Source organism: Escherichia sp. GZ89 (genome assembly GCF_019366485.1).
GTDB classification, from domain to species: domain Bacteria; phylum Pseudomonadota; class Gammaproteobacteria; order Enterobacterales; family Enterobacteriaceae; genus Escherichia; species Escherichia fergusonii.
In genome coordinates, this window is sequence record NZ_JAEOHX010000001.1 from 396,753 (window position 1) to 415,331 (window position 18,579).

Below are 18,579 nucleotides of genomic sequence, written 5' to 3' on the forward strand. Positions count from 1 at the left end.
ATTTTTGTTTTTATCAACAGAGTGATATAAGCTTTTTGTTTCACCTTGCGATGAGCGAAAAGTATGGGTAATCAAACAAAAGAAGACGATTTGTACCGGGAGATGTGCCGGGTGGTTGGCAAGGTTGTTCTGGAAATGCGTGATCTCGGTCAGGAGCCAAAACATATTGTGATAGCAGGTGTATTGCGTACAGCACTAGCAAATCAGCGTATCAAACGTACAGAACTGGAAAAGCAGGCAATGGAGACTGTTATCAAAGCGCTTGCGGGATAACAGAGCTGGAGATGACAATCTTGCCATCTCCAGTTTTTCTATTCTTCGGTGTATATAAGATACTTGCGGCGAGATGGTGCGGACTGAGAAATGGCTTTTGCCATCGACTCAGCAATATCAGCACATGCTGTCAATCCCTGAACGAAAGGACGATCATGCATGAGCCACGGGAGTGCCGCAAAGGCAATGCGACCACGGACAATCTCTGGTGACTGTAAAGTATAATCACTGCCAATATCAGGAATATCCTCCCCGGAAGCAGCAAGTTGTTTGCGTAAACGTGGAAAGGGGAGATCATTAATCTTCAATGGCCGCTGGCCCCGCGCGTCAATAAACAGATCAAATGTGTATTTACACTCAGTGGTGGTAATCACAGTCTCGGTTTCGTTAACAGTCATTTCATACTCGTTCCCCAGAGCAAGTACAGTAATAAGGCCTGCTTTATGCAGGGCCAGAAGTCGGCGGATAGATTCGGAAGGTATTGCCGCGTAATTATCTATAAATACCCGCGCGAGCCCCTTACTAAACCGTTGACTGTCTTCCTCATTAAGGTGAGGGACGATTTCCTGAACCACCTCGTGTAGCCGCAAAATGGTATAGCGCCAGGGCACAGTATATTTCTGACGTTTATTTCGCTCTACCTCCTGAAGATTCGCTTCTGCCCACAGAAATGGATCATGACTTTTCCGCTCAGCAAACCAGGCGGTGGCAAAACTATCTGCATCCAGAGTATTTAAGGCAATGCTTTGGCACCATGCGGGATCAGCAACTTCTAATTCCGCAACAATCAGGCGGAATATCCTGTTGAGTAAACCTTGTGAGCCAGCTGTAATTTCTTGTTCAATCGCTGCAGCAGTTACGATAGTTAAAGATTCGTAGGGAATAGGGCAGTAAAAATCGGCTTCCGGCAGGACACCTGTACGAGACATCAGCGTCAGCTCCAGATTGTCACTATTTTCATTGAGATGAAATCGCAACTGTTTATTGGCTGACTCAGTGAACTTACCGTGCTGAATAGCAACCGCCATTGCTGCATCCAGTCCACTAAGTGAGGTACCCATAATTCCCACTTTACAGGGGGGGATTTTAGCTTCCATTAATCCTGACCATGGACTGGGGAAATAACATCTCGTTGCTTGTGTTTCATCTGGCCAAACGTGCCCGGTAGCAATGACAGCGAGATCGAACTCCCCGGCATCGCTACTGTTTTCAGCCCATATACGCACGCCCTTTGTCGTAGCTTCGATATCGGTGACGCGGCAGGACTCGTGAATATTAACTATAAAATGTTGTGCTTTAGCCCGCTTCACCAATTGCAAAAATTGCGCACGAAAATATTCGCCGAGCAAGATCCTTGGCAAAAACTGACGGTCGTGTAACGTAGCGCGTTGAATACCATAGCGCGCGAGATGCTCATCACTCTGCTGTTGTAACCATTCCAGATAAGTAATATTTACTGGTGGGATTTCTATACTCGCAATGTTAGCCAGCATGATTTTCGAGTTATCTTCGTCGCTGTAGGGCATCCCGACACCCGCTTCATCAGCCTGTTCAAAAAGAGTGACAGAAACCGGCGTTTGCTGTTCAAGGAGGGAGTTTAAGGTGTAGATCCCGGTGGGTCCGCCTCCCACAATGGCTATTCTTCTCATTATCAGTTACCCATTTTTATTGTTTATAAGGTTGTCAGTCTTCCAGGCAATAACGTCGTACCTGATAAGTGTGGATGAAAATGGGCATTGTTCCAGCGGGGGGATTATTTTCGGAAGGGGCTTAAAACCGGGGGAATAATCCCCCTGAAAAAATGAAAAGTTAATCCAGCTTTGCTTTATTGACCTGGCTTAATGGGATATTCACATCAAAAACTTTGGCAATCACTTCTTCCACACCCAGATTTTTCAGGCGTGCAGTATGTTTTTCCAGATAGGCGAGAGCTGTTTCTTCGCTGGCAAACAGGTAGATTCCTCCCGCTTCATGATTTTTTTCACTTTCAGTCCAGACTTTCCACAGAAAACCCGGTTCCTGATTAATGGTTTCTGCCAGTGGGCGTAGCTGTTCTGCCATTTCGTTACCAAAAGGGCCATTAAATGCAAAATGGAGTTGTAATAAAGTTGCCATCGCTTATCTCCTTCGTTAAACAACATGAAGGGTAGTGTAAGACGATTAATGCTTTGAATATAGAGGAGAAAAAAGGAATTTTAGAAGTGGCACCAGATTGAATAAATCTGGTGCGTCCGAGTGGACTCGAACCACCGACCCCCACCATGTCAAGGTGGTGCTCTAACCAACTGAGCTACGGACGCAGGATGGTGCGTTCAATTGGACTCGAACCAACGACCCCCACCATGTCAAGGTGGTGCTCTAACCAACTGAGCTATGAACGCAATGTTGTGGGTGACAACGGGGACGAATATTAGCGGCAGAGATGGGAGGAGGCAAGAGGCAAATGGTAATTTTCTTCCGTTTTTCACTCGATTGCGGAGGAAACATGCAAAATGTTGACAGAATAGCCGCCGTCAGGCGGCTATTGCTGGTTTATCGCGCAGCACGTTGCAGAATAATTGCCGAAGGCAGGCGTTGTAAGTAACGCATCCGCAGCATCATCATAATGGCCGCTGAGGTCAGACCAATAATAAAGCCAATCCAGAAGCCCGCCGGCCCCATGGGCTGCACGACCAGGTCGGTCAGGGCGAGAATATATCCGCTCGGTAATCCCAACACCCAGTAAGCGGTGAACGTGATAAAGAAGATAGAACGCGTATCTTTATAACCACGGAGAATACCGCTACCGATAACCTGAATTGAGTCAGAAATTTGATAAACCGCAGCCAGTAACATTAAATGTGCCGCGAGGGTGATGACTTGCGGATTATCGTTATACAGCAGGGCAATTTGCTCACGGAACGAGACAGTAAAGATCGCCGTCACTGTCGCCATACATACACCTACCATGAGTCCGGTACGAGCAGCTGTTTGGGCATCAAGTGTTGAGCCTTGTCCCAGACGGTAACCAACGCGGATCGTCACAGCAGCTGACAAAGACAGCGGTAATACGAACATCAGAGAGCTGAAGTTCAGGGCAATCTGGTGACCGGCCACATCGACAATTCCGAGTGGGGATACTAACAACGCAACCACGGCGAAGAGTGTAACCTCAAAGAATAACGCCAGGGCAATAGGCAAACCTAACTGAACAAGGCGCTTCATTACCGCTGTATCTGGTTTACCTGAATGCTGTTGATTACGGATATCACGCATAGAGCGCGCGTTTTTCACGTAAGAGAGCATAGCGACAAACATGACCCAATAAACGGCCGCAGTCGCAACGCCACAACCAACACCACCCAGCTCCGGCATACCGAAATGACCATAAATGAACACATAGTTCACGGGGATGTTCACCAGCAAGCCGATAAATCCCATTACCATTCCCGGTTTGGTTTTGGCGAGTCCCTCACACTGGTTACGAGCTACCTGGAAGAAGAGATAACCTGGCGCACCCCAGAGCAGTGCGCGTAAGTATCCTACGGCTTTGTCTGCCAGAGCAGGATCAATGTTATCCATAGCGCGAATGATATAGCCCGCATTCCATAGCACCAGCATAATCAACAGCGAAACAAATCCTGCCAGCCAGAAACCTTGTCGCACCTGATGAGCGATACGCTCACGGCGACCAGAACCGTTAAGCTGCGCGATAACCGGAGTCAATGCCAGTAACAGGCCATGGCCAAACAAAATGGCGGGTAGCCAGATAGATGTACCAATAGCAACTGCCGCCATGTCCGTGGCACTGTAGCCACCGGCCATGACCGTATCAACAAACCCCATTGCGGTTTGGGCGATTTGCGCGAGAATCACCGGAATAGCTAACGCTAATAACTGACGCGCTTCATTTATGTACTTCTGCACGTGAACACCTTTTATATTGTTGTTATATGAGAGACTAAAAAAGCCGCCTCGAGAGGCAGCGAAAAGAAGAATCTGAGGAATTTTCAGTCTATTGTAGCGAGGAATTATTAATTCTCCAGTGAAAAAATAGCCATTTAGATTGCTTTACTGGCAAGCTGATTTTCCTCCTGCTATTGTGCAGAACATTATGAGTTAATTAATTTCAGGAGTTGCAGGTATGTTTACCGGTATTGTGCAAGGCACGGCGAAGTTGGTGTCTATTGATGAAAAACCTAACTTTCGGACTCACATCGTGGAGTTGCCTGACTATATGCTTGATGGGCTGGAAACTGGCGCATCGGTGGCCCATAACGGATGTTGTCTTACCGTGACCGAAATTAAAGGTAACCAGGTTAGTTTCGATCTGATGAAAGAGACGCTGCGTATTACCAATCTTGGTGAACTGCAACCAGGTGACTGGGTGAATGTTGAGCGTGCAGCCAAATTCAGTGATGAAATTGGTGGGCATCTGATGTCGGGTCATATTATGACCACAGCAGAAATTGCCAAAATATTAACCTCGGAAAATAACCGCCAGATTTGGTTCAAAGTGCAGGATAAGCAACTGATGAAATACATCCTGTATAAAGGATTCATCGGTATTGATGGAATAAGCCTGACAGTGGGTGAAGTTACACCAACGCGTTTTTGTGTGCATCTCATTCCAGAAACACTGGAGCGTACAACGTTGGGTAAAAAGAAACTGGGAGAGCGCGTTAATATTGAAATCGATCCGCAAACGCAGGCGGTGGTAGATACCGTAGAGCGCGTACTGGCTGCGCGCGAAAATGCGTTGAAAGAGCCAGGCAGCGAGACGCAGGTCTGAAAGCAATGATGGCTACCCCCGCATTTCGCGGGGGGTTTAGTTAGCGAGGAACGCGTAAACCGTGTTCAACACCACGTGAGAAAACGACCTGCCAGAGCTGAATATCGCGGGCGCGAAACGCTCCGGCACAGGCATTCAGGTAGTAAGTAAACATACGCTTGAAGCGTTCGCTATAGTTATCGGCAATTTCTGGCCAGGCGGCAAGAAAGCGTTCATACCATGCCATCAGCGTCGTGTCATAATCTGCCCCAAAGTTATGCCAGTCTTCCATAATGAAATGTGGCTCACTGGCACAGGCAATTTGCCGTACGGAGGGAAGGCAACCGTTAGGGAAAATGTATTTGTTAATCCACGGATCAACATTATGGTCGGTCTTTTTGGAACCGATGGTGTGTAGCAGGAATAAACCGTCTGGTTTTAAATTACGGTCTACCACTTCGAAGTAAGTGTTGTAATTCTTTGGCCCGACATGTTCGAACATCCCAACCGAAACGATCCGATCAAACTGGTCGTTAAGATCACGATAATCTTCCAGCAGAATCTCCACATCTAGCCCGGCGCAACGTTCCTGAGCCATTTTTTGTTGCTCAGCAGAAATCGTTACCCCAACAACACTGGCACCATAATGAGTGGCAAGATACTGCGACAAGCCGCCCCAGCCACAGCCGATATCCAGAACCCGCATCCCTGGTTTCAAATGCAATTTTTCGCAAATCATTTTCAACTTCGCTTGCTGGGCAGCTTCCAGGTTATCGGCATCTTTCCAGTAAGCGCAGGAATATTGCATGTAGGGATCAAGCATTCGGCTGAATAGATCATTACCCAAATCGTAATGTTCTTTGCCCACTATCCAGGCGCGTTTTTTACTTTGCAGGTTGAACAAGCGAGCGCTTGCAATACGGAGTGTGTCTTTGAGATGGCGGGGGAGTTGGTTTTCCAGACCGGCGCGCAGGACTTTGCTAAAGAACATATCGAGTCTGTCGCATTCCCACCAGCCATCCATGTAACTCTCACCCAAGCCCAGCGATCCTTCCTGCAAAACGCGTTTAAAAAAATCGGGGTTTTTGACACGAATATCCGCCGGTGCTGAGCCATTGATTGTAATGTCAGCACGGCTAAGTAATTCGTTGGCGATGCGATACCAGTCATCATCCGGTACGCTAACTTCTTCTATACACGATGAACTCATAGCTTCTCCATCACTGGTCGGTGATCAGAACCTTAAAACAGCGTAGTCGCTTTTATGGCTTTGTGAGAAATCTCACGGAAAAATTCCGTGAGCCTGGAATCCGACGTAGAACAGAGGAAGGGAGAAACCCTTGCCGAAATGACCATCCATAGTAAACCGGGAACATCCTGATCCCGTTAACGCATAATAATTATCGTCTTTTTTAACAACTGAAAATTAGTATAGGCCGCAAAAACCATTCATACAACAGAAAAATCTTAGCGACCTATCCATAAATCATATCAATTTATCAGTGCGATTCACCGTGTGCCATATCGCTACGCTGACAGCATTCGTTCGCAGTTTCTGCATGGCTTTGCATCTTATAGCCCACAGTAACCAACACAACAGTGGCTAACATCACGCTGGTTGTGGTCAGTAACGGGGTGCTGATAAGCCAGGAAACCACCAGGCTTGCGAGAAAGCATAATCCCAACTGCAGAGTATTTTGCAACGCAGCTGCACGTCCGGTCGCTTGCGGGAACGGACGTAACGCCTGCGCCACAACAATCGGGTAGATCGCACCATTGGCAATCGCCATCACACAGAACGGAATTAAAATTTCAACCAGCGAAACGTGATTGATAAAGCTGGTCGCCCAGGTGGCAATAACGCTCAGCGCAAACAGTACCAATAACCAGGGCAACATTTGCTGGCCATGCCATTTCTGCAATGCCGCACGGCAACCATAACCACCAATCAGGAAAGCGATAGTCTGTGGAACATAACTCAAACCAATCACCGCCGGGGTGTAACCCATTTCACTGAGAATGAATGGCGAACCTGTCAGCCAGGCGAAAAAGCTGGCAGAACACGCTGCATAAATCAGCACATTGCCACGGTAAGCCTTTGAACGCAGCAGGGTAGTGAAAGTGAGTGACTGCTGCTTATTTTCCTGATTTTTACGCGCAGGTTTAAGGCGCAGAGCAGGAATCATCAACAAGACAGTGATGGCAAACAGCGTGGCAAAAATGGATTGCCATGAAAAATGCACCAGTAGCCAGCTTCCCACTAACGGCGCCAGGGCAGGAGATAACCCCACCAGCGGCATAATCGTGGCGAAAATACGGTTTACTTTTTGCGAAGGATAATAATCGGTCACCAGTGCCTGCCAGATAACCGCTGCGGCACAGACACCAATCGCCTGGATAAAGCGCAAAACGAGTAATCCTACAGCGTTAGTGACCCACAGCATCCCCAAACTTCCGAGGGCAAAGATGGTCAGGCCAAGCAGCAGTATTGGTTTACGACCATAACGGTCTGATAGCGGTCCCCATAACAGCTGCGCGACGGCAAAGCCCGCCAGAAACAGACTGAGACTGGCACTAACGGCAGAAGCCGGGGTTTGCAGATCTGCCTGTATAGCGGCGAAAGCAGGTAAATACATATCGGTTGCCAGGAAACCGAGTACGCTTAAACCTGCCAGCCAGACTAAAAATCCTTTCCCAGGTTGCATAATTCATTCTCTGTAGTTATCAGTAAGACATCGGCGCAAAGTGTAGGGAGTGAAATTCTGATTGTGAAACGTTAATATTTGACGGGTGATTTCAAAAATTTTGTAGGCAGAATATGTGGTCTGAATACTCTCTTGAAGTGGTTGATGCGGTGGCGCGCAATGGCAGCTTTAGCGCAGCAGCACAGGAATTACATCGAGTGCCTTCTGCCGTCAGCTATACCGTAAGACAACTGGAAGAATGGTTAGCGGTGCCTCTTTTCGAACGCCGACACCGTGATGTAGAACTGACTCCGGCGGGAGCATGGTTTCTGAAAGAGGGGCGATCTGTTATCAAAAAAATGCAGATCACGCGACAACAATGCCAGCAAATTGCCAATGGGTGGCGAGGTGAGTTGGCCATCGCGGTGGATAACATTGTTCGTCCAGAACGTACACGTCAATTGATCGTCGATTTTTACCGTCATTTTGACGATGTTGAATTGCGCGTATTCCAGGAAGTCTTCAATGGTGTCTGGGATGCACTGGCTGACGGACGTGTGGAACTGGCTATAGGCGCGACACAAGCGATTCCTGTAGGGGGGCGCTATACGTTTCGCGATATGGGAATGTTGAGTTGGTGTTGCGTGGTTGCCAGTCATCATCCACTGGCAGCAATGCCGGGGCCATTAAGTGATGATACGTTGCGCAACTGGCCCTCGTTGGTGCGTGAAGACACATCAAGAAATCTACCAAAACGTATTACCTGGTTGTTGGATAACCAAAAAAGGGTAGTGGTACCGGACTGGGAGTCTTCAGCTACCTGTATTTCCGCTGGGTTATGCATGGCGATGGTACCTACGCATTTTGCCAAGCCGTGGATCGACAGCGGTAAATGGGTAGCGCTACAGCTTGAAAATCCATTCCCGGACGCTGCCTGTTGTCTTACCTGGCAGCAAAACGATATGTCACCAGCGCTCGCCTGGTTGCTGGATTATCTGGGAGACAGCGAAACGCTGAATAAAGAGTGGTTGCGGGAGCCAGAATCGGCTCCCACAAAGACATCTTAACGACGATAGTCGCGGAAAGGACCATCTGCGACAGAACGACGTTCAATCAGGCGCGGATGTACTTCAATGGATTGCGGTTCTTCACGCTTATTCACAATACGGTCCAGCAACATGTTGAATGCTGTTTCGCCCAGTGAATCTTTTGGCTGGTGAATAGTTGTCAGTGCTGGCGTGAAGTAACGGGCGTTGCGCACGTTATCATAACCGATCACTGAAATATCTTGTGGTACACGCAGGCCCATTTCATCGGCAGCACACAATGCACCCATGGCCATGATATCGCCACCACAGAAAACTGCCGTGGGGCGATGCGTTTGCGCAAGAATCTGCTGCATTGCGCGATAACCAGATTCTGGTTCGAAATCTCCCTGTACGATCCAGTTTTCCGGCACTTTAATCAGCGCTTCTTCCATCGCTTTCATAAAGCCTGCCAGACGACCCGCGCCGGTATTACGTTCCAGAGGTCCGGGGATTACGCCGATATCGCGGTGTCCACGTTCAATCAGGTAACGACCTGCCATGTATCCGCCTTCAAAAGCGTTATCAATCACGGCATCGGTGAAATCAGCTTTTGCCTCACCCCAATCCATGACCACCATTGGGATGTGGCGATACTCTTCCAGCATGGTGAGCAAGGGCTCTGGATATTCAGAACACATTACCAGCAATCCATCCACGCGCTTTTGCGCCATCATGGAAAGGTAAGCACGTTGCTTTTCCAGGTTGTTCCAGGCATTACCCAAAATCAGCGTGTAGCCTTTCTGGAAGCAGTTTTTCTCAACCGCTTCAATGATTTCCGCAAAATAAGCAGCTTCACTACTGGTTGCCAGCAGGCCGATTGACTTGGTGTGGTTAACCTTCAGACTTCGAGCAACGGCGCTCGGAGAATAATGCAATTCTTTGATTGCTGCCCAGACGGCATTACGGGTTTCTTCCGCAACAAAGCGTGTTTTGTTGATTACGTGTGAAACAGTTGTAGTGGAAACGTTTGCTCGCTTCGCTACATCTTTAATTGTTGCCATTACATCTCACTCCAGACCCGATCCATAACTCCATTAAATGCCAGGTAAACGTTTGCCTTTACACACCCTGAGCGCAACGTCAGGGTTGCGGCACGCCGGAAAATACGACACGGAACGACAGGAAGGGGTCAATGGCCGGTACGCTATACTTGTAAGCGTGGAATTTTGGCCGATCTTGACCAAAAGGGGAAGTGCTAAAAACAGTTATCACGCTAAATGGCGGGAGATTTTTAGCCAAATGTATGCAAAAATGCGCTACATCACTTTTTGTGTGGGAATAAAAAGGAGAAAACTTGATGAGCAATGATCTGAAATACTCTTTAATTACGACCTTAATCGTCCTCGCTTTGATCGTTGCGGGTGGTCTGACCGCAGCTCTGCACTGATTTTTACCCCGAGGGAGAATTCTCTCCCTCATTCGCTCTTCTCCAATTGTTAGCAAATCTGCAAAAGTGTTTTGTAAATTTGTTATTTTCATTATTTTGTGATTGATGTCATGCTTTTCTCCACTTACTTAGGTATCGCGTAAAACGCGAAGACGTGGAGTCGAAGCATGAAGATAAATTATCCCTTGCTGGCGCTGGCAATTGGCGCATTTGGTATTGGGACAACGGAATTCTCCCCAATGGGCTTGTTGCCTGTGATCGCTCGTGGTGTGGATGTCTCCATACCTGCGGCTGGTATGTTGATTAGCGCCTATGCCGTGGGAGTCATGGTTGGTGCGCCTTTAATGACATTGTTACTTTCTCATCGCGCCCGACGTAACGCCCTAATTTTTCTGATGGCAATCTTTACGCTTGGTAATGTACTTTCTGCGATTGCGCCAGATTACACCACATTAATGCTGTCACGTATTTTGACCAGCCTTAACCATGGCGCCTTCTTCGGTCTTGGTTCGGTTGTCGCTGCAAGCGTAGTGCCTAAGCACAAGCAGGCGAGTGCCGTTGCCACGATGTTTATGGGGTTGACGCTGGCTAATATTGGTGGCGTACCCGCAGCCACCTGGCTTGGTGAAACAATTGGCTGGCGAATGTCCTTTATGGCAACGGCAGTGTTAGGGGTGGTTTCAATGGTCAGTCTTTGGTTCTCTTTACCAAAAGGTGGGGCAGGGGCACGGCCAGATGTCAAAAAAGAACTGGGTGTGCTGTTACGACCGCAAGTGCTCTCAGCACTGCTGACCACGGTACTGGGCGCGGGGGCCATGTTTACGCTCTATACCTATATCTCTCCTGTATTACAAACCATTACCCATGCGACGCCTGTGTTCGTAACGGCAATGCTGGTGTTGATTGGTGTTGGTTTTTCTATCGGCAATTACCTGGGCGGCAAATTTGCTGATCGCTCTGTGAATGGAACGCTAAAAGGCTTTTTATTCTTGCTGATGGTGATTATGTTGCTGATTCCATTCCTGGCACGCAATGAGTATGGTGCCGCGGTCGCGATGGTTGTCTGGGGGGCGGCTACCTTTGCTGTTGTTCCACCATTGCAAATGCGGGTGATGCGCGTTGCCAGTGAAGCGCCGGGGCTATCTTCTTCGGTCAATATTGGGGCGTTTAATTTAGGAAACGCTTTAGGTGCGGCAGCTGGTGGCGCGGTGATATCCGGCGGCCTGGGCTACAGTTTTGTTCCGGTGATGGGGGCAATCATTGCCGGGGTGGCGTTACTGCTGGTGTTTATTTCGGCGCGTAAACAACCTGAGGCGGTATGCGTGGCGGGTTGATAGCAAACAAAAACGCAGAAGGGAAAGCCTTCTGCGTTATCACAATTACTCAGCGAAGTTTTTCGCAGCAAATTCCCAGTTTACCAGTGCCCAGAAATGCTCCAGGTAGCCAGGACGTGCATTACGATAGTCGATGTAGTAAGCGTGTTCCCAGACGTCAACGGTCAGCAGTGGTTTCGCGTCAGTAGTCAGCGGAGTGCCCGCGTTAGAGGTCGACACGATAGCCAGTTTGCCATCGCTGTTTTTCACCAACCAGGTCCAGCCAGAACCAAAGTTTTTGATAGCCGCATCAGTAAACTGTGCTTTGAAGTCAGCAAAGCTACCGAAAGAGGCTGCGATGGCTTCCGCGAGTTTACCTGTTGGTTCACCGCCAGCATTCGGAGCCAGGCAGTTCCAGTAGAAGGTGTGGTTCCAGACCTGAGCGGCGTTGTTAAATACGCCACCTTCAGAGCTACGAATAATCTCTTCCAGAGACTTACCTTCAAACGCGGTACCTTTGATCAGGTTGTTCAGGTTAGTGACATACGTCTGGTGATGTTTGCCATAGTGGTACTCAATGGTTTCCGCAGAGATGTGCGGAGCCAATGCATCTTTGGCATACGGTAGTGCAGGTAATTCAAACGACATTGCTACTCTCCTTCTTCATTATTGGAATTACTCTTCTTAATTCGGGTTGCAGGCAGACGGTAAGCGAACGCAACCATACCCCATTCAACCTGAACTATGACGAGTATACGCACAATAGCCTTATTGTGAGTGAGGATAGGGTAGCAAAATAAAAGGTGAGACAAAAGATGAACTTACCCTGTTGCGTTCACAACAGGGTAAATTTTTAGCGGATGGTTTGTGGGGTCATCACCCGGCGAGCGCCGACATAATGGCGTTGCCAGTAATCTTCACTCAAAGAGGTGATTTTGATTTCCTGACCACTACGCGGCGACTGGATGAATTTTCCGTTACCCACATAAACCCCTACATGATCTGCAGCACCACGACCTCGGGTACGGAAGAACACCAGATCACCATTTTTCAATTCACTGCGTTCAATGGGCGCCGCATCACGCAGGTGATACATCTCATTAGCAGTACGAGGAATGCGGAATTTAACCAGATCTTTGTAGGCGTAATAAACCAGACCACTGCAATCAAAACCAGTGCGTGGAGATGTACCTCCCCAACGATACGGTTTGCCAATTTGCTGCATTAGTTTGTTCATTGCCGTTTTAGTGGCTTTTTGCACTCTGGCTTTATGGGCATCAGCAATGGTGCCTGGCGCGGCATTACGCACTTTTACACAGACTGGTTTACGCCCTTTACGTGGTGTGCATTTCTCGGTCCAGGCGACAGTCGTTACCTTTTTGGCGGTTGCTTTAGCCTTGTGGCTGGCTGTTTTGCTGACTTTAGCGGGTGATGTGTTAAGACGTTTTTTAGACGATGAGGCGGTTTTACTGCTAGTTTTATTTTTGCTGACGGCTTTTTTATTGGTGTTCTTAATGGCTTTCGCTGTTTTTTTCGTTGTGGTCGTGCTTTTCTTTTTCTCTGCCTTTTGTGTTACATGCGTTGTGGCAGACGTTGTCCTGGCTTGCTTGGAAGCATGGGCCATTGGCGTGAAAGGGAGTGTAGTAAACAGCAAAGCACAGAGCGTGATCGAGATTCGGTTTATCCGCGCCACTGAGCAATCCTCTGTAAAGGCAGGTCCATCATGCCTGCGGGTGATTTACAAAACTCGATGATTCTAAACTAAAGAAAGTAAAAAAGTTAATAGCTTTAATTGTTAAAAATTGCGTTTCGTTAAATAGCGCAAAAAAACGGCGTGATTAACCAGGGCCATACCCTGAGATTGAAACGTGCTCAGCAAGGTCGTAAACAATATTTTCAATGCAACTTTTGGCAACAGGGGATAAAATTAATAAGCGTAATGAAAATGTTATTTTCTGATAGCAGCCTGTGCCGTTACAATGCAGGTTTCTGTCGTAAAGAAGTTAAGGAAGCAAGACAATGAGCTCCACAATCGAAAAAATCCAGCGCCAGATCGCTGAAAACCCGATTCTCCTGTACATGAAAGGTTCGCCAAAACTCCCTAGCTGCGGTTTTTCCGCTCAGGCAGTGCAGGCGCTGTCCGCTTGCGGTGAGCGTTTTGCTTATGTTGATATTTTGCAGAACCCAGATATTCGTGCTGAGTTACCGAAATATGCCAACTGGCCGACATTCCCGCAGTTGTGGGTAGACGGCGAGCTGGTCGGTGGCTGTGATATCGTGATTGAAATGTATCAGCGTGGTGAATTGCAGCAGTTAATTAAAGAAACCGCCGCAAAATATAAAGATCAGACTGACGCTGAATAAATCACCGTCACTGGCTAAGCGCATCTGGCAATTTGGCGTTTGCCATCAGTCTCAGGGGAATCTTGTAAAATAAGATTCCCTTTTTCTTAATCTTATCCCCAGTCCAGCCCCTGGGGGGAACTGGAAAAACCGACTTCGCGTAAAGGGGTGAATAACGGTGACTGGCGGACAGGTTTGTCATTGATTTCCAGCAGAGTAAAACGCAATCGAGGCTCACGACGTAGCCCATTGGTTAAGGCTTGTAATACATCTGGCAGCAAAATTTCACTTTCGTCGTGATACCAGACAAGCATTTTCCTTCCTCCCTGAGCCAAATATAACTGTAATCGCCCACCGCAAATCACCACCAATGCACCCGTACGGCGAGTGGGAACAAGAGAAGATGAATGTTCGGGCCAGGGCAGCAAATATCCCCAGGGATTAGCAGGATCGCTGGCTGACAGGCTAACGGGTGTAAACTTCGCCTTTAGCGCTAAAGTGGCAGCGAGATCACGTAACCGGTCGATGGTATTTCTTTCTGCAAACTGTGCGCCCCCTAATCCCTCTACAAAGCGCCCACGTAAAATACGTCCTGTGTCCTCCATACTTCGGCAAAGCGTCTGCATTGCCGGAAATCCACCCGCCAGATTTTCAGCCATAACTGCACGTCTGCTAATAATGCCATAGCGATCAAGTATGTTCTCTGTCTGGGCCAGCATCTGTTCGGTGGTGTCCATAGGCGCTGTTGGCAATAGAGACCAACGTCCGACAAGAGCGGCGGTATGATAAGACGCTCGCGGCAACGTACTTTCCGGGCGTGGAGCATAGCTTACATGGCCCCGACGCAGTCGGGAGGTTCTTCGCGACTGATGACGAACAGGAGGTGCCGCCCGCGTTAGTGCGCGAAGTGGTGTCCAGATATCACAGGTGATATATCCTTGCCAGACCAACCCCCACAAGGCCTCGTGGAACTGGCTGGCATCTCCCGGTTGAGGAGTAACCTGCAAACTAATTTGTTGTGCAAACCATGCGCCACCAGTAGCCAGTACACGTAAAATTGCGCGCTCTAGCGGTGAGAGCGAAGGAGCATCAAGTGGTGGCAGCGTCAGTGTTTCTGCACAATACTCCTGTAAATGTAAGGCGACCAGACCATCATCGTCACCTAACTTTTTCTGCCCGGACCAGACCACCACACCTGTTGCCAGCAGTTCGTCCAACATTTCTGTTGAATAATCCTGTACGCGTGCAGGAAAGATCTGGCTTTCCCATAACGAGGCTGGAATACCTAACCCGGCGAGTTGTTCAATGACCCGAACCACACCTTCAGTGCCTTCATAGATCCCCTGTGTAGCCTGATTAAACAATGCCGCACTACCATCCGTTGTTGGCAAAATCCCCTGGCACTCCAGAAGCAGGCGGGTATAGATATTCGCAGAAACAGGGCGAGTAGCTTCTCGTGCTGCCTGGAGTGATCGCAGACGCAAGCGGCGAAAGTTCTCTTCACTAATCCACGCTGATTCGTGTTGGTTTGTCTGTTGATGTAGGCATAAAACCAGCCCTTGTTCTCGCAACAATGCTAATTGCTCATCCACCACCGCAACACCAAGACCAAATTGACTGGCTAATTGTTCAGTGCTGAACAAGGTATGGGTATGGATAAAGCGGAGCAATAGATCCCGTAGGGGGGCTTTAACGTGATGCAGTAAGGAATCCGTAATATCGGTGGGTAATTTGATGCCAAGGGCATCACGCAATGTTGCTGCATCTTCCATACTGGCATACTGATGAGTTCCTCTTATATCCGTTGAGAATATCCGTTTTTCTTCAGCAAGCTGCGCAAGATAATTTTCAATTTCTGCTGTACTGGCGACGTGCCGCGCATTTAATGTTTGCAGATTCATCGGTCCCAGTTCACGCAAAAGGTCGTAAACGCCTTCTTTACCTTTGGCTTGTCTTTCTGCTACCCGCCGTTGCAACTCATCTTCCAGCAGTTGATTAATGCGTGGATCAAGCAGTTCTGTAGGATCACCTTGCCCCAGCAGATTTCGCAATAATTCGCTATCCAGTGCGAGTACTGAAGCTCTTCGCTCAGCCAGTGGGGCATCGGACTGATAGATAAATTCCGCAACATAACCGAAAAGCAGGTTAGCGGCGAAAGGTGAGGGTGTGGTGGTAGTGACTTCAGAAATCTGGATTTCACCACCGTTAAGGCGATGCATTAACTGATGGAGTGACGGCAGATCATAGACATCCTGCAAACATTCTCTTGCTGTTTCCAGAATAATCGGGAAATCAGGATATCCCTGAGCAATTTCCAGTAACTGGCCTGCCCGTAGACGCTGTTGCCAGAGTGGTGTTCGATGTCCTGGCGTACGACCGGGCATTAGCAGTGAGCGAGCGGCACACTCACGAAAGCGCGCGGCAAAAAGCGCGGTATTGCCTACTGCTTCACGTACGATGCGCTCAAGTGTATCTGCATCGAACAAAAACAGAGAAGCATCGGGTAATTTCCCTTCGCTATCTGGCAGGCGTGCAACAATACCATCATCGCTGGCAACAACTGAAGCATCTGCGCCCCAGTGCGCATGCAGCCTTCCGGCGATCGCCAGTGCCCAGGGCTCATGAACTCGACGTCCCCATGGAGAGTGCAGCATGATGCGCCAGTCACCCATTTCATCACGACAGCGCTCCAGCACCAGGTGACGACTGGCAGGAACTACGCCCGTGGCTTCCCGCTGTTCATCAATCAGGCTTTTAATATTGTTGATAACGTTTTCGGCTGCTAACCATGGGGGAAGATTGACATAAAAATTTTCGTTGGAAGCGGCCTGGAGAAAATCGCCTGTCATTTCCCCCAATTCTGCAGGTCGTCCGCTGCCTTCACCGCGCCAGAAGGGCAGACGAGCAGAGCGCCCTGGTGCAGGTGTCACAATCACCTGGTCGCGGGTGATTTGTTGGATACGCCAGGACGTTGCACCGAGGGTGATAATGTCATTAACGCGTGATTCGTAAACCATTTCCTCATCCAGTTCACCTACACGTCGGGAGCCCGCCTGTTCTTCGCCTTCAGGAAGCATTACGCTGTACATCCCACGATCAGGGATAGTTCCGCCACTGGTGACGGCGAGAAGGTGCGCGCCAGGCCGCGCGATGATTTCTCCTGTTTCACGATTCCAGATAAGACGAGGTCGAAAGACGCTGAAATCCCCCGAGGGAAAGCGGCCACTGAGCATATCGAGCGTGGCATTAAAAACGTTGCGTGATAATTCCCGCCATGGAGAAGCCCGGCGCACGAGTGCAAACCACGCATCAACATTGAGCGTATCCATGGCTGCGGCGGCAACCGTCTGCTGTGCCAGCACATCTAAGGGATTACCCGGCGGCGTGAGCTTTTCCAGTCTTCCGGCCTGCATACAACCAACAATGACAGCAGAGTCAATCAGATCCCGCCGTGTGCGGGGGAAAAACAGCCCTTTTGAAATTCCTCCGACCTGATGTCCTGCCCGACCAATTCGTTGCAGACCACTAGCCACAGAGAGAGGCGTTGCAACCTGAATAACGAGATCGACCGCGCCCATATCAATACCCAATTCCAGGCTTGAGGTAGCGACAACGCAGCGCAATTCTCCTGATTTTAAAGATTGTTCAGTTATCGCGCGTTGTTCTTTAGAAACTGAGCCATGGTGAGAGCGGGCAATAAATTCTGTACCCGTCTGCACACGGTTGGATGTTGCTCCTGTTAATGAATCGTACTGAGCAACTTCCGTTTGCCGGGAAGGGCGATGATGCGTACGAGCGGCATATAATTCGTTAAGCCTCGCCGTGAGCTTTTCCGCAAGGCCCCGGGAGTTAGTAAAAACGATGGTTGAACGGTGACTGAGGATCTGATCAAGAATTCCATTTTCAATATAGGGCCAGATGGAACCTTCTCTTCCTGTCAGGCTGGATTCTCCCGCTTCGCTATGATTCGCAACTACGTTATCCAGGTTGGCGACGGGCACCACAATACGAATATCAGGAATACGGCTGACTGCGGGATTAACTACGGTTACCGGATGAATCCCCCCGATAAATTGCGCCACATCTGAGACCGGACGCACGGTTGCTGATAAGCCAATTCGCTGTGCAGGTTGTGAAAGCAGGGCATCCAGTCGTTCCAGACTTAGCGCAAGGTGCGCGCCACGCTTGCTACCCGCTACGGCATGAACTTCATCGATTATCACCGTTTCTATGCCGCGCAAAGTTTCACGGGCGCGAGAAGTCAGTAATAAATAAAGCGATTCAGGCGTGGTAATTAAAATATCGGGCGGATGACGAACAAGTTTTGCGCGTTCTTGCGAGGAAGTATCACCGGAGCGCATCCCAACCGTTATCGTAACTTCTGCATCTCCGCGTTTGTATCGGGCGTCTCGGATACCCTGTAACGGTATCTGCAAATTGCGGTGCACATCAGTCGCCAGTGCTTTTATCGGCGAGATATAAAGGATACGACTGGTTTTATACCCTGACTCGGTATGCGGCTGGCGAAACAGCTGATCGAGGGCGAATAAAAAAGCCGCGAGCGTTTTACCTGAACCGGTGGGTGCAATCACCAGCGCATTTTGACCTGCGGCGGTCACTGCCCATGTTTGTGCCTGAACGGGTGTCGGCTGACTGAATGTTGAAGAAAACCATTCACGAGTGGCGGGTGAAAAAAACTCCGGTAGGGAAGATGATGTTGGGTTATTTTCTGCCATAAATG

The 18,579-nt window shown here is 49.0% G+C and carries 15 protein-coding genes and 2 tRNA genes; 6 read left to right on the plus strand and 11 right to left on the minus strand.

Annotation, left to right across the window (positions count from 1 at the left end):
* Window positions 1-63 precede the first annotated feature (63 nt).
* Window positions 64-273: a fumarate hydratase FumD gene (fumD, locus tag K0335_RS01945; protein ID WP_000528120.1), complete on the plus strand. Its 210-nt coding sequence runs from the start codon at window positions 64-66 to the stop codon at window positions 271-273.
* Window positions 274-311: 38 nt separating this feature from the next.
* Here fumD and K0335_RS01950 read toward each other — a convergent pair whose 3' ends face one another.
* The 5 genes from K0335_RS01950 to mdtK all read right to left on the minus strand — a co-directional run bounded on the left by K0335_RS01950 (window position 312) and on the right by mdtK (window position 4,179).
* Window positions 312-1,922, minus strand: coding sequence for an FAD-NAD(P)-binding protein (locus K0335_RS01950; RefSeq protein ID WP_125400429.1), 1,611 nt, complete (start codon window positions 1,920-1,922; stop codon window positions 312-314).
* Between the two features lie 160 nt (window positions 1,923-2,082).
* A complete protein-coding gene (locus tag K0335_RS01955; RefSeq protein WP_000212673.1) occupies window positions 2,083-2,388 on the minus strand; it encodes a monooxygenase in 306 nt (101 codons plus the stop codon).
* 108 nt (window positions 2,389-2,496) lie between these two features.
* Window positions 2,497-2,573: transfer RNA gene (locus K0335_RS01960), tRNA-Val, on the minus strand.
* A gap of 4 nt (window positions 2,574-2,577) precedes the next feature.
* A tRNA-Val gene (locus K0335_RS01965) sits at window positions 2,578-2,654 on the minus strand.
* 151 nt (window positions 2,655-2,805) lie between these two features.
* Entirely contained in the window at window positions 2,806-4,179 is a 1,374-nt protein-coding gene (gene mdtK / locus K0335_RS01970; protein ID WP_001174929.1) for a multidrug efflux MATE transporter MdtK, read from the minus strand.
* 217 nt (window positions 4,180-4,396) lie between these two features.
* On the opposite strand from mdtK, the gene K0335_RS01975 reads away from it, so the two are divergent.
* A complete protein-coding gene (locus K0335_RS01975; RefSeq protein ID WP_000493938.1) occupies window positions 4,397-5,044 on the plus strand; it encodes a riboflavin synthase in 648 nt (215 codons plus the stop codon).
* Between the two features lie 40 nt (window positions 5,045-5,084).
* Here K0335_RS01975 and cfa read toward each other — a convergent pair whose 3' ends face one another.
* Window positions 5,085-6,233, minus strand: a complete 1,149-nt coding sequence (gene cfa / locus K0335_RS01980; protein WP_000098871.1) for a cyclopropane fatty acyl phospholipid synthase — start codon at window positions 6,231-6,233, stop codon at window positions 5,085-5,087.
* A 289-nt stretch (window positions 6,234-6,522) separates the two neighbouring features.
* Complete coding sequence (punC, locus tag K0335_RS01985) at window positions 6,523-7,728, minus strand: purine nucleoside transporter PunC (protein ID WP_001182330.1); 1,206 nt, start codon at window positions 7,726-7,728, stop codon at window positions 6,523-6,525.
* 113 nt (window positions 7,729-7,841) lie between these two features.
* Here punC and punR point away from each other — a divergent pair, with 113 nt between their 5' ends.
* Window positions 7,842-8,774: a DNA-binding transcriptional activator PunR gene (gene punR / locus K0335_RS01990; RefSeq protein WP_000269508.1), complete on the plus strand. Its 933-nt coding sequence runs from the start codon at window positions 7,842-7,844 to the stop codon at window positions 8,772-8,774.
* Here punR and purR read toward each other — a convergent pair.
* The gene (purR, locus tag K0335_RS01995) at window positions 8,771-9,796 is read right to left on the minus strand and encodes an HTH-type transcriptional repressor PurR (protein ID WP_000190995.1); all 1,026 of its coding nucleotides are present in this window, start codon (window positions 9,794-9,796) and stop codon (window positions 8,771-8,773) included. The two genes, punR and purR, sit on opposite strands and share 4 nt — an antisense overlap.
* Before the next feature lie 296 nt (window positions 9,797-10,092).
* Here purR and K0335_RS02000 point away from each other — a divergent pair, with 296 nt between their 5' ends.
* The gene (locus tag K0335_RS02000; RefSeq protein ID WP_046077524.1) at window positions 10,093-10,182 is read left to right on the plus strand and encodes a YnhF family membrane protein; all 90 of its coding nucleotides are present in this window, start codon (window positions 10,093-10,095) and stop codon (window positions 10,180-10,182) included.
* A 167-nt stretch (window positions 10,183-10,349) separates the two neighbouring features.
* A complete protein-coding gene (locus tag K0335_RS02005) occupies window positions 10,350-11,516 on the plus strand; it encodes an MFS transporter (RefSeq protein WP_000701020.1) in 1,167 nt (388 codons plus the stop codon).
* Between the two features lie 45 nt (window positions 11,517-11,561).
* On the opposite strand, the gene sodB is transcribed toward K0335_RS02005, so the two are convergent.
* A complete protein-coding gene (sodB, locus tag K0335_RS02010; protein WP_000007279.1) occupies window positions 11,562-12,143 on the minus strand; it encodes a superoxide dismutase [Fe] in 582 nt (193 codons plus the stop codon).
* 205 nt (window positions 12,144-12,348) lie between these two features.
* Window positions 12,349-13,188, minus strand: coding sequence for a C40 family peptidase (locus tag K0335_RS02015; protein ID WP_000101163.1), 840 nt, complete (start codon window positions 13,186-13,188; stop codon window positions 12,349-12,351).
* 326 nt (window positions 13,189-13,514) lie between these two features.
* Between K0335_RS02015 and grxD the strand changes: the two genes are divergently transcribed.
* Window positions 13,515-13,859, plus strand: coding sequence for a monothiol glutaredoxin 4 (grxD, locus tag K0335_RS02020; protein ID WP_000099402.1), 345 nt, complete (start codon window positions 13,515-13,517; stop codon window positions 13,857-13,859).
* Window positions 13,860-13,951: 92 nt separating this feature from the next.
* Here the strand turns inward: grxD and K0335_RS02025 are convergent, their stop codons facing one another.
* On the minus strand, window positions 13,952-18,574 hold the full coding sequence (locus tag K0335_RS02025) for an ATP-dependent helicase (RefSeq protein WP_219393707.1): 4,623 nt from the start codon (window positions 18,572-18,574) through the stop codon (window positions 13,952-13,954).
* Window positions 18,575-18,579 lie beyond the last annotated feature (5 nt).

Bases quoted from the DNA above. Each gene is read 5' to 3' on its own strand.
- sodB (WP_000007279.1), bottom strand. From the start codon at position 12,143: ATGTCGTTTGAATTACCTGCACTACCGTATGCCAAAGATGCATTGGCT.
- K0335_RS02000 (WP_046077524.1), top strand. From the start codon at position 10,093: ATGAGCAATGATCTGAAATACTCTTTAATTACGACCTTAATCGTCCTC.
- purR (WP_000190995.1), bottom strand. From the start codon at position 9,796: ATGGCAACAATTAAAGATGTAGCGAAGCGAGCAAACGTTTCCACTACA.
- cfa (WP_000098871.1), bottom strand. From the start codon at position 6,233: ATGAGTTCATCGTGTATAGAAGAAGTTAGCGTACCGGATGATGACTGG.
- punR (WP_000269508.1), top strand. From the start codon at position 7,842: ATGTGGTCTGAATACTCTCTTGAAGTGGTTGATGCGGTGGCGCGCAAT.
- punC (WP_001182330.1), bottom strand. From the start codon at position 7,728: ATGCAACCTGGGAAAGGATTTTTAGTCTGGCTGGCAGGTTTAAGCGTA.
- grxD (WP_000099402.1), top strand. From the start codon at position 13,515: ATGAGCTCCACAATCGAAAAAATCCAGCGCCAGATCGCTGAAAACCCG.
- K0335_RS02005 (WP_000701020.1), top strand. From the start codon at position 10,350: ATGAAGATAAATTATCCCTTGCTGGCGCTGGCAATTGGCGCATTTGGT.
- K0335_RS01955 (WP_000212673.1), bottom strand. From the start codon at position 2,388: ATGGCAACTTTATTACAACTCCATTTTGCATTTAATGGCCCTTTTGGT.
- K0335_RS02025 (WP_219393707.1), bottom strand. From the start codon at position 18,574: ATGGCAGAAAATAACCCAACATCATCTTCCCTACCGGAGTTTTTTTCA.
- K0335_RS01975 (WP_000493938.1), top strand. From the start codon at position 4,397: ATGTTTACCGGTATTGTGCAAGGCACGGCGAAGTTGGTGTCTATTGAT.
- fumD (WP_000528120.1), top strand. From the start codon at position 64: ATGGGTAATCAAACAAAAGAAGACGATTTGTACCGGGAGATGTGCCGG.
- K0335_RS01950 (WP_125400429.1), bottom strand. From the start codon at position 1,922: ATGAGAAGAATAGCCATTGTGGGAGGCGGACCCACCGGGATCTACACC.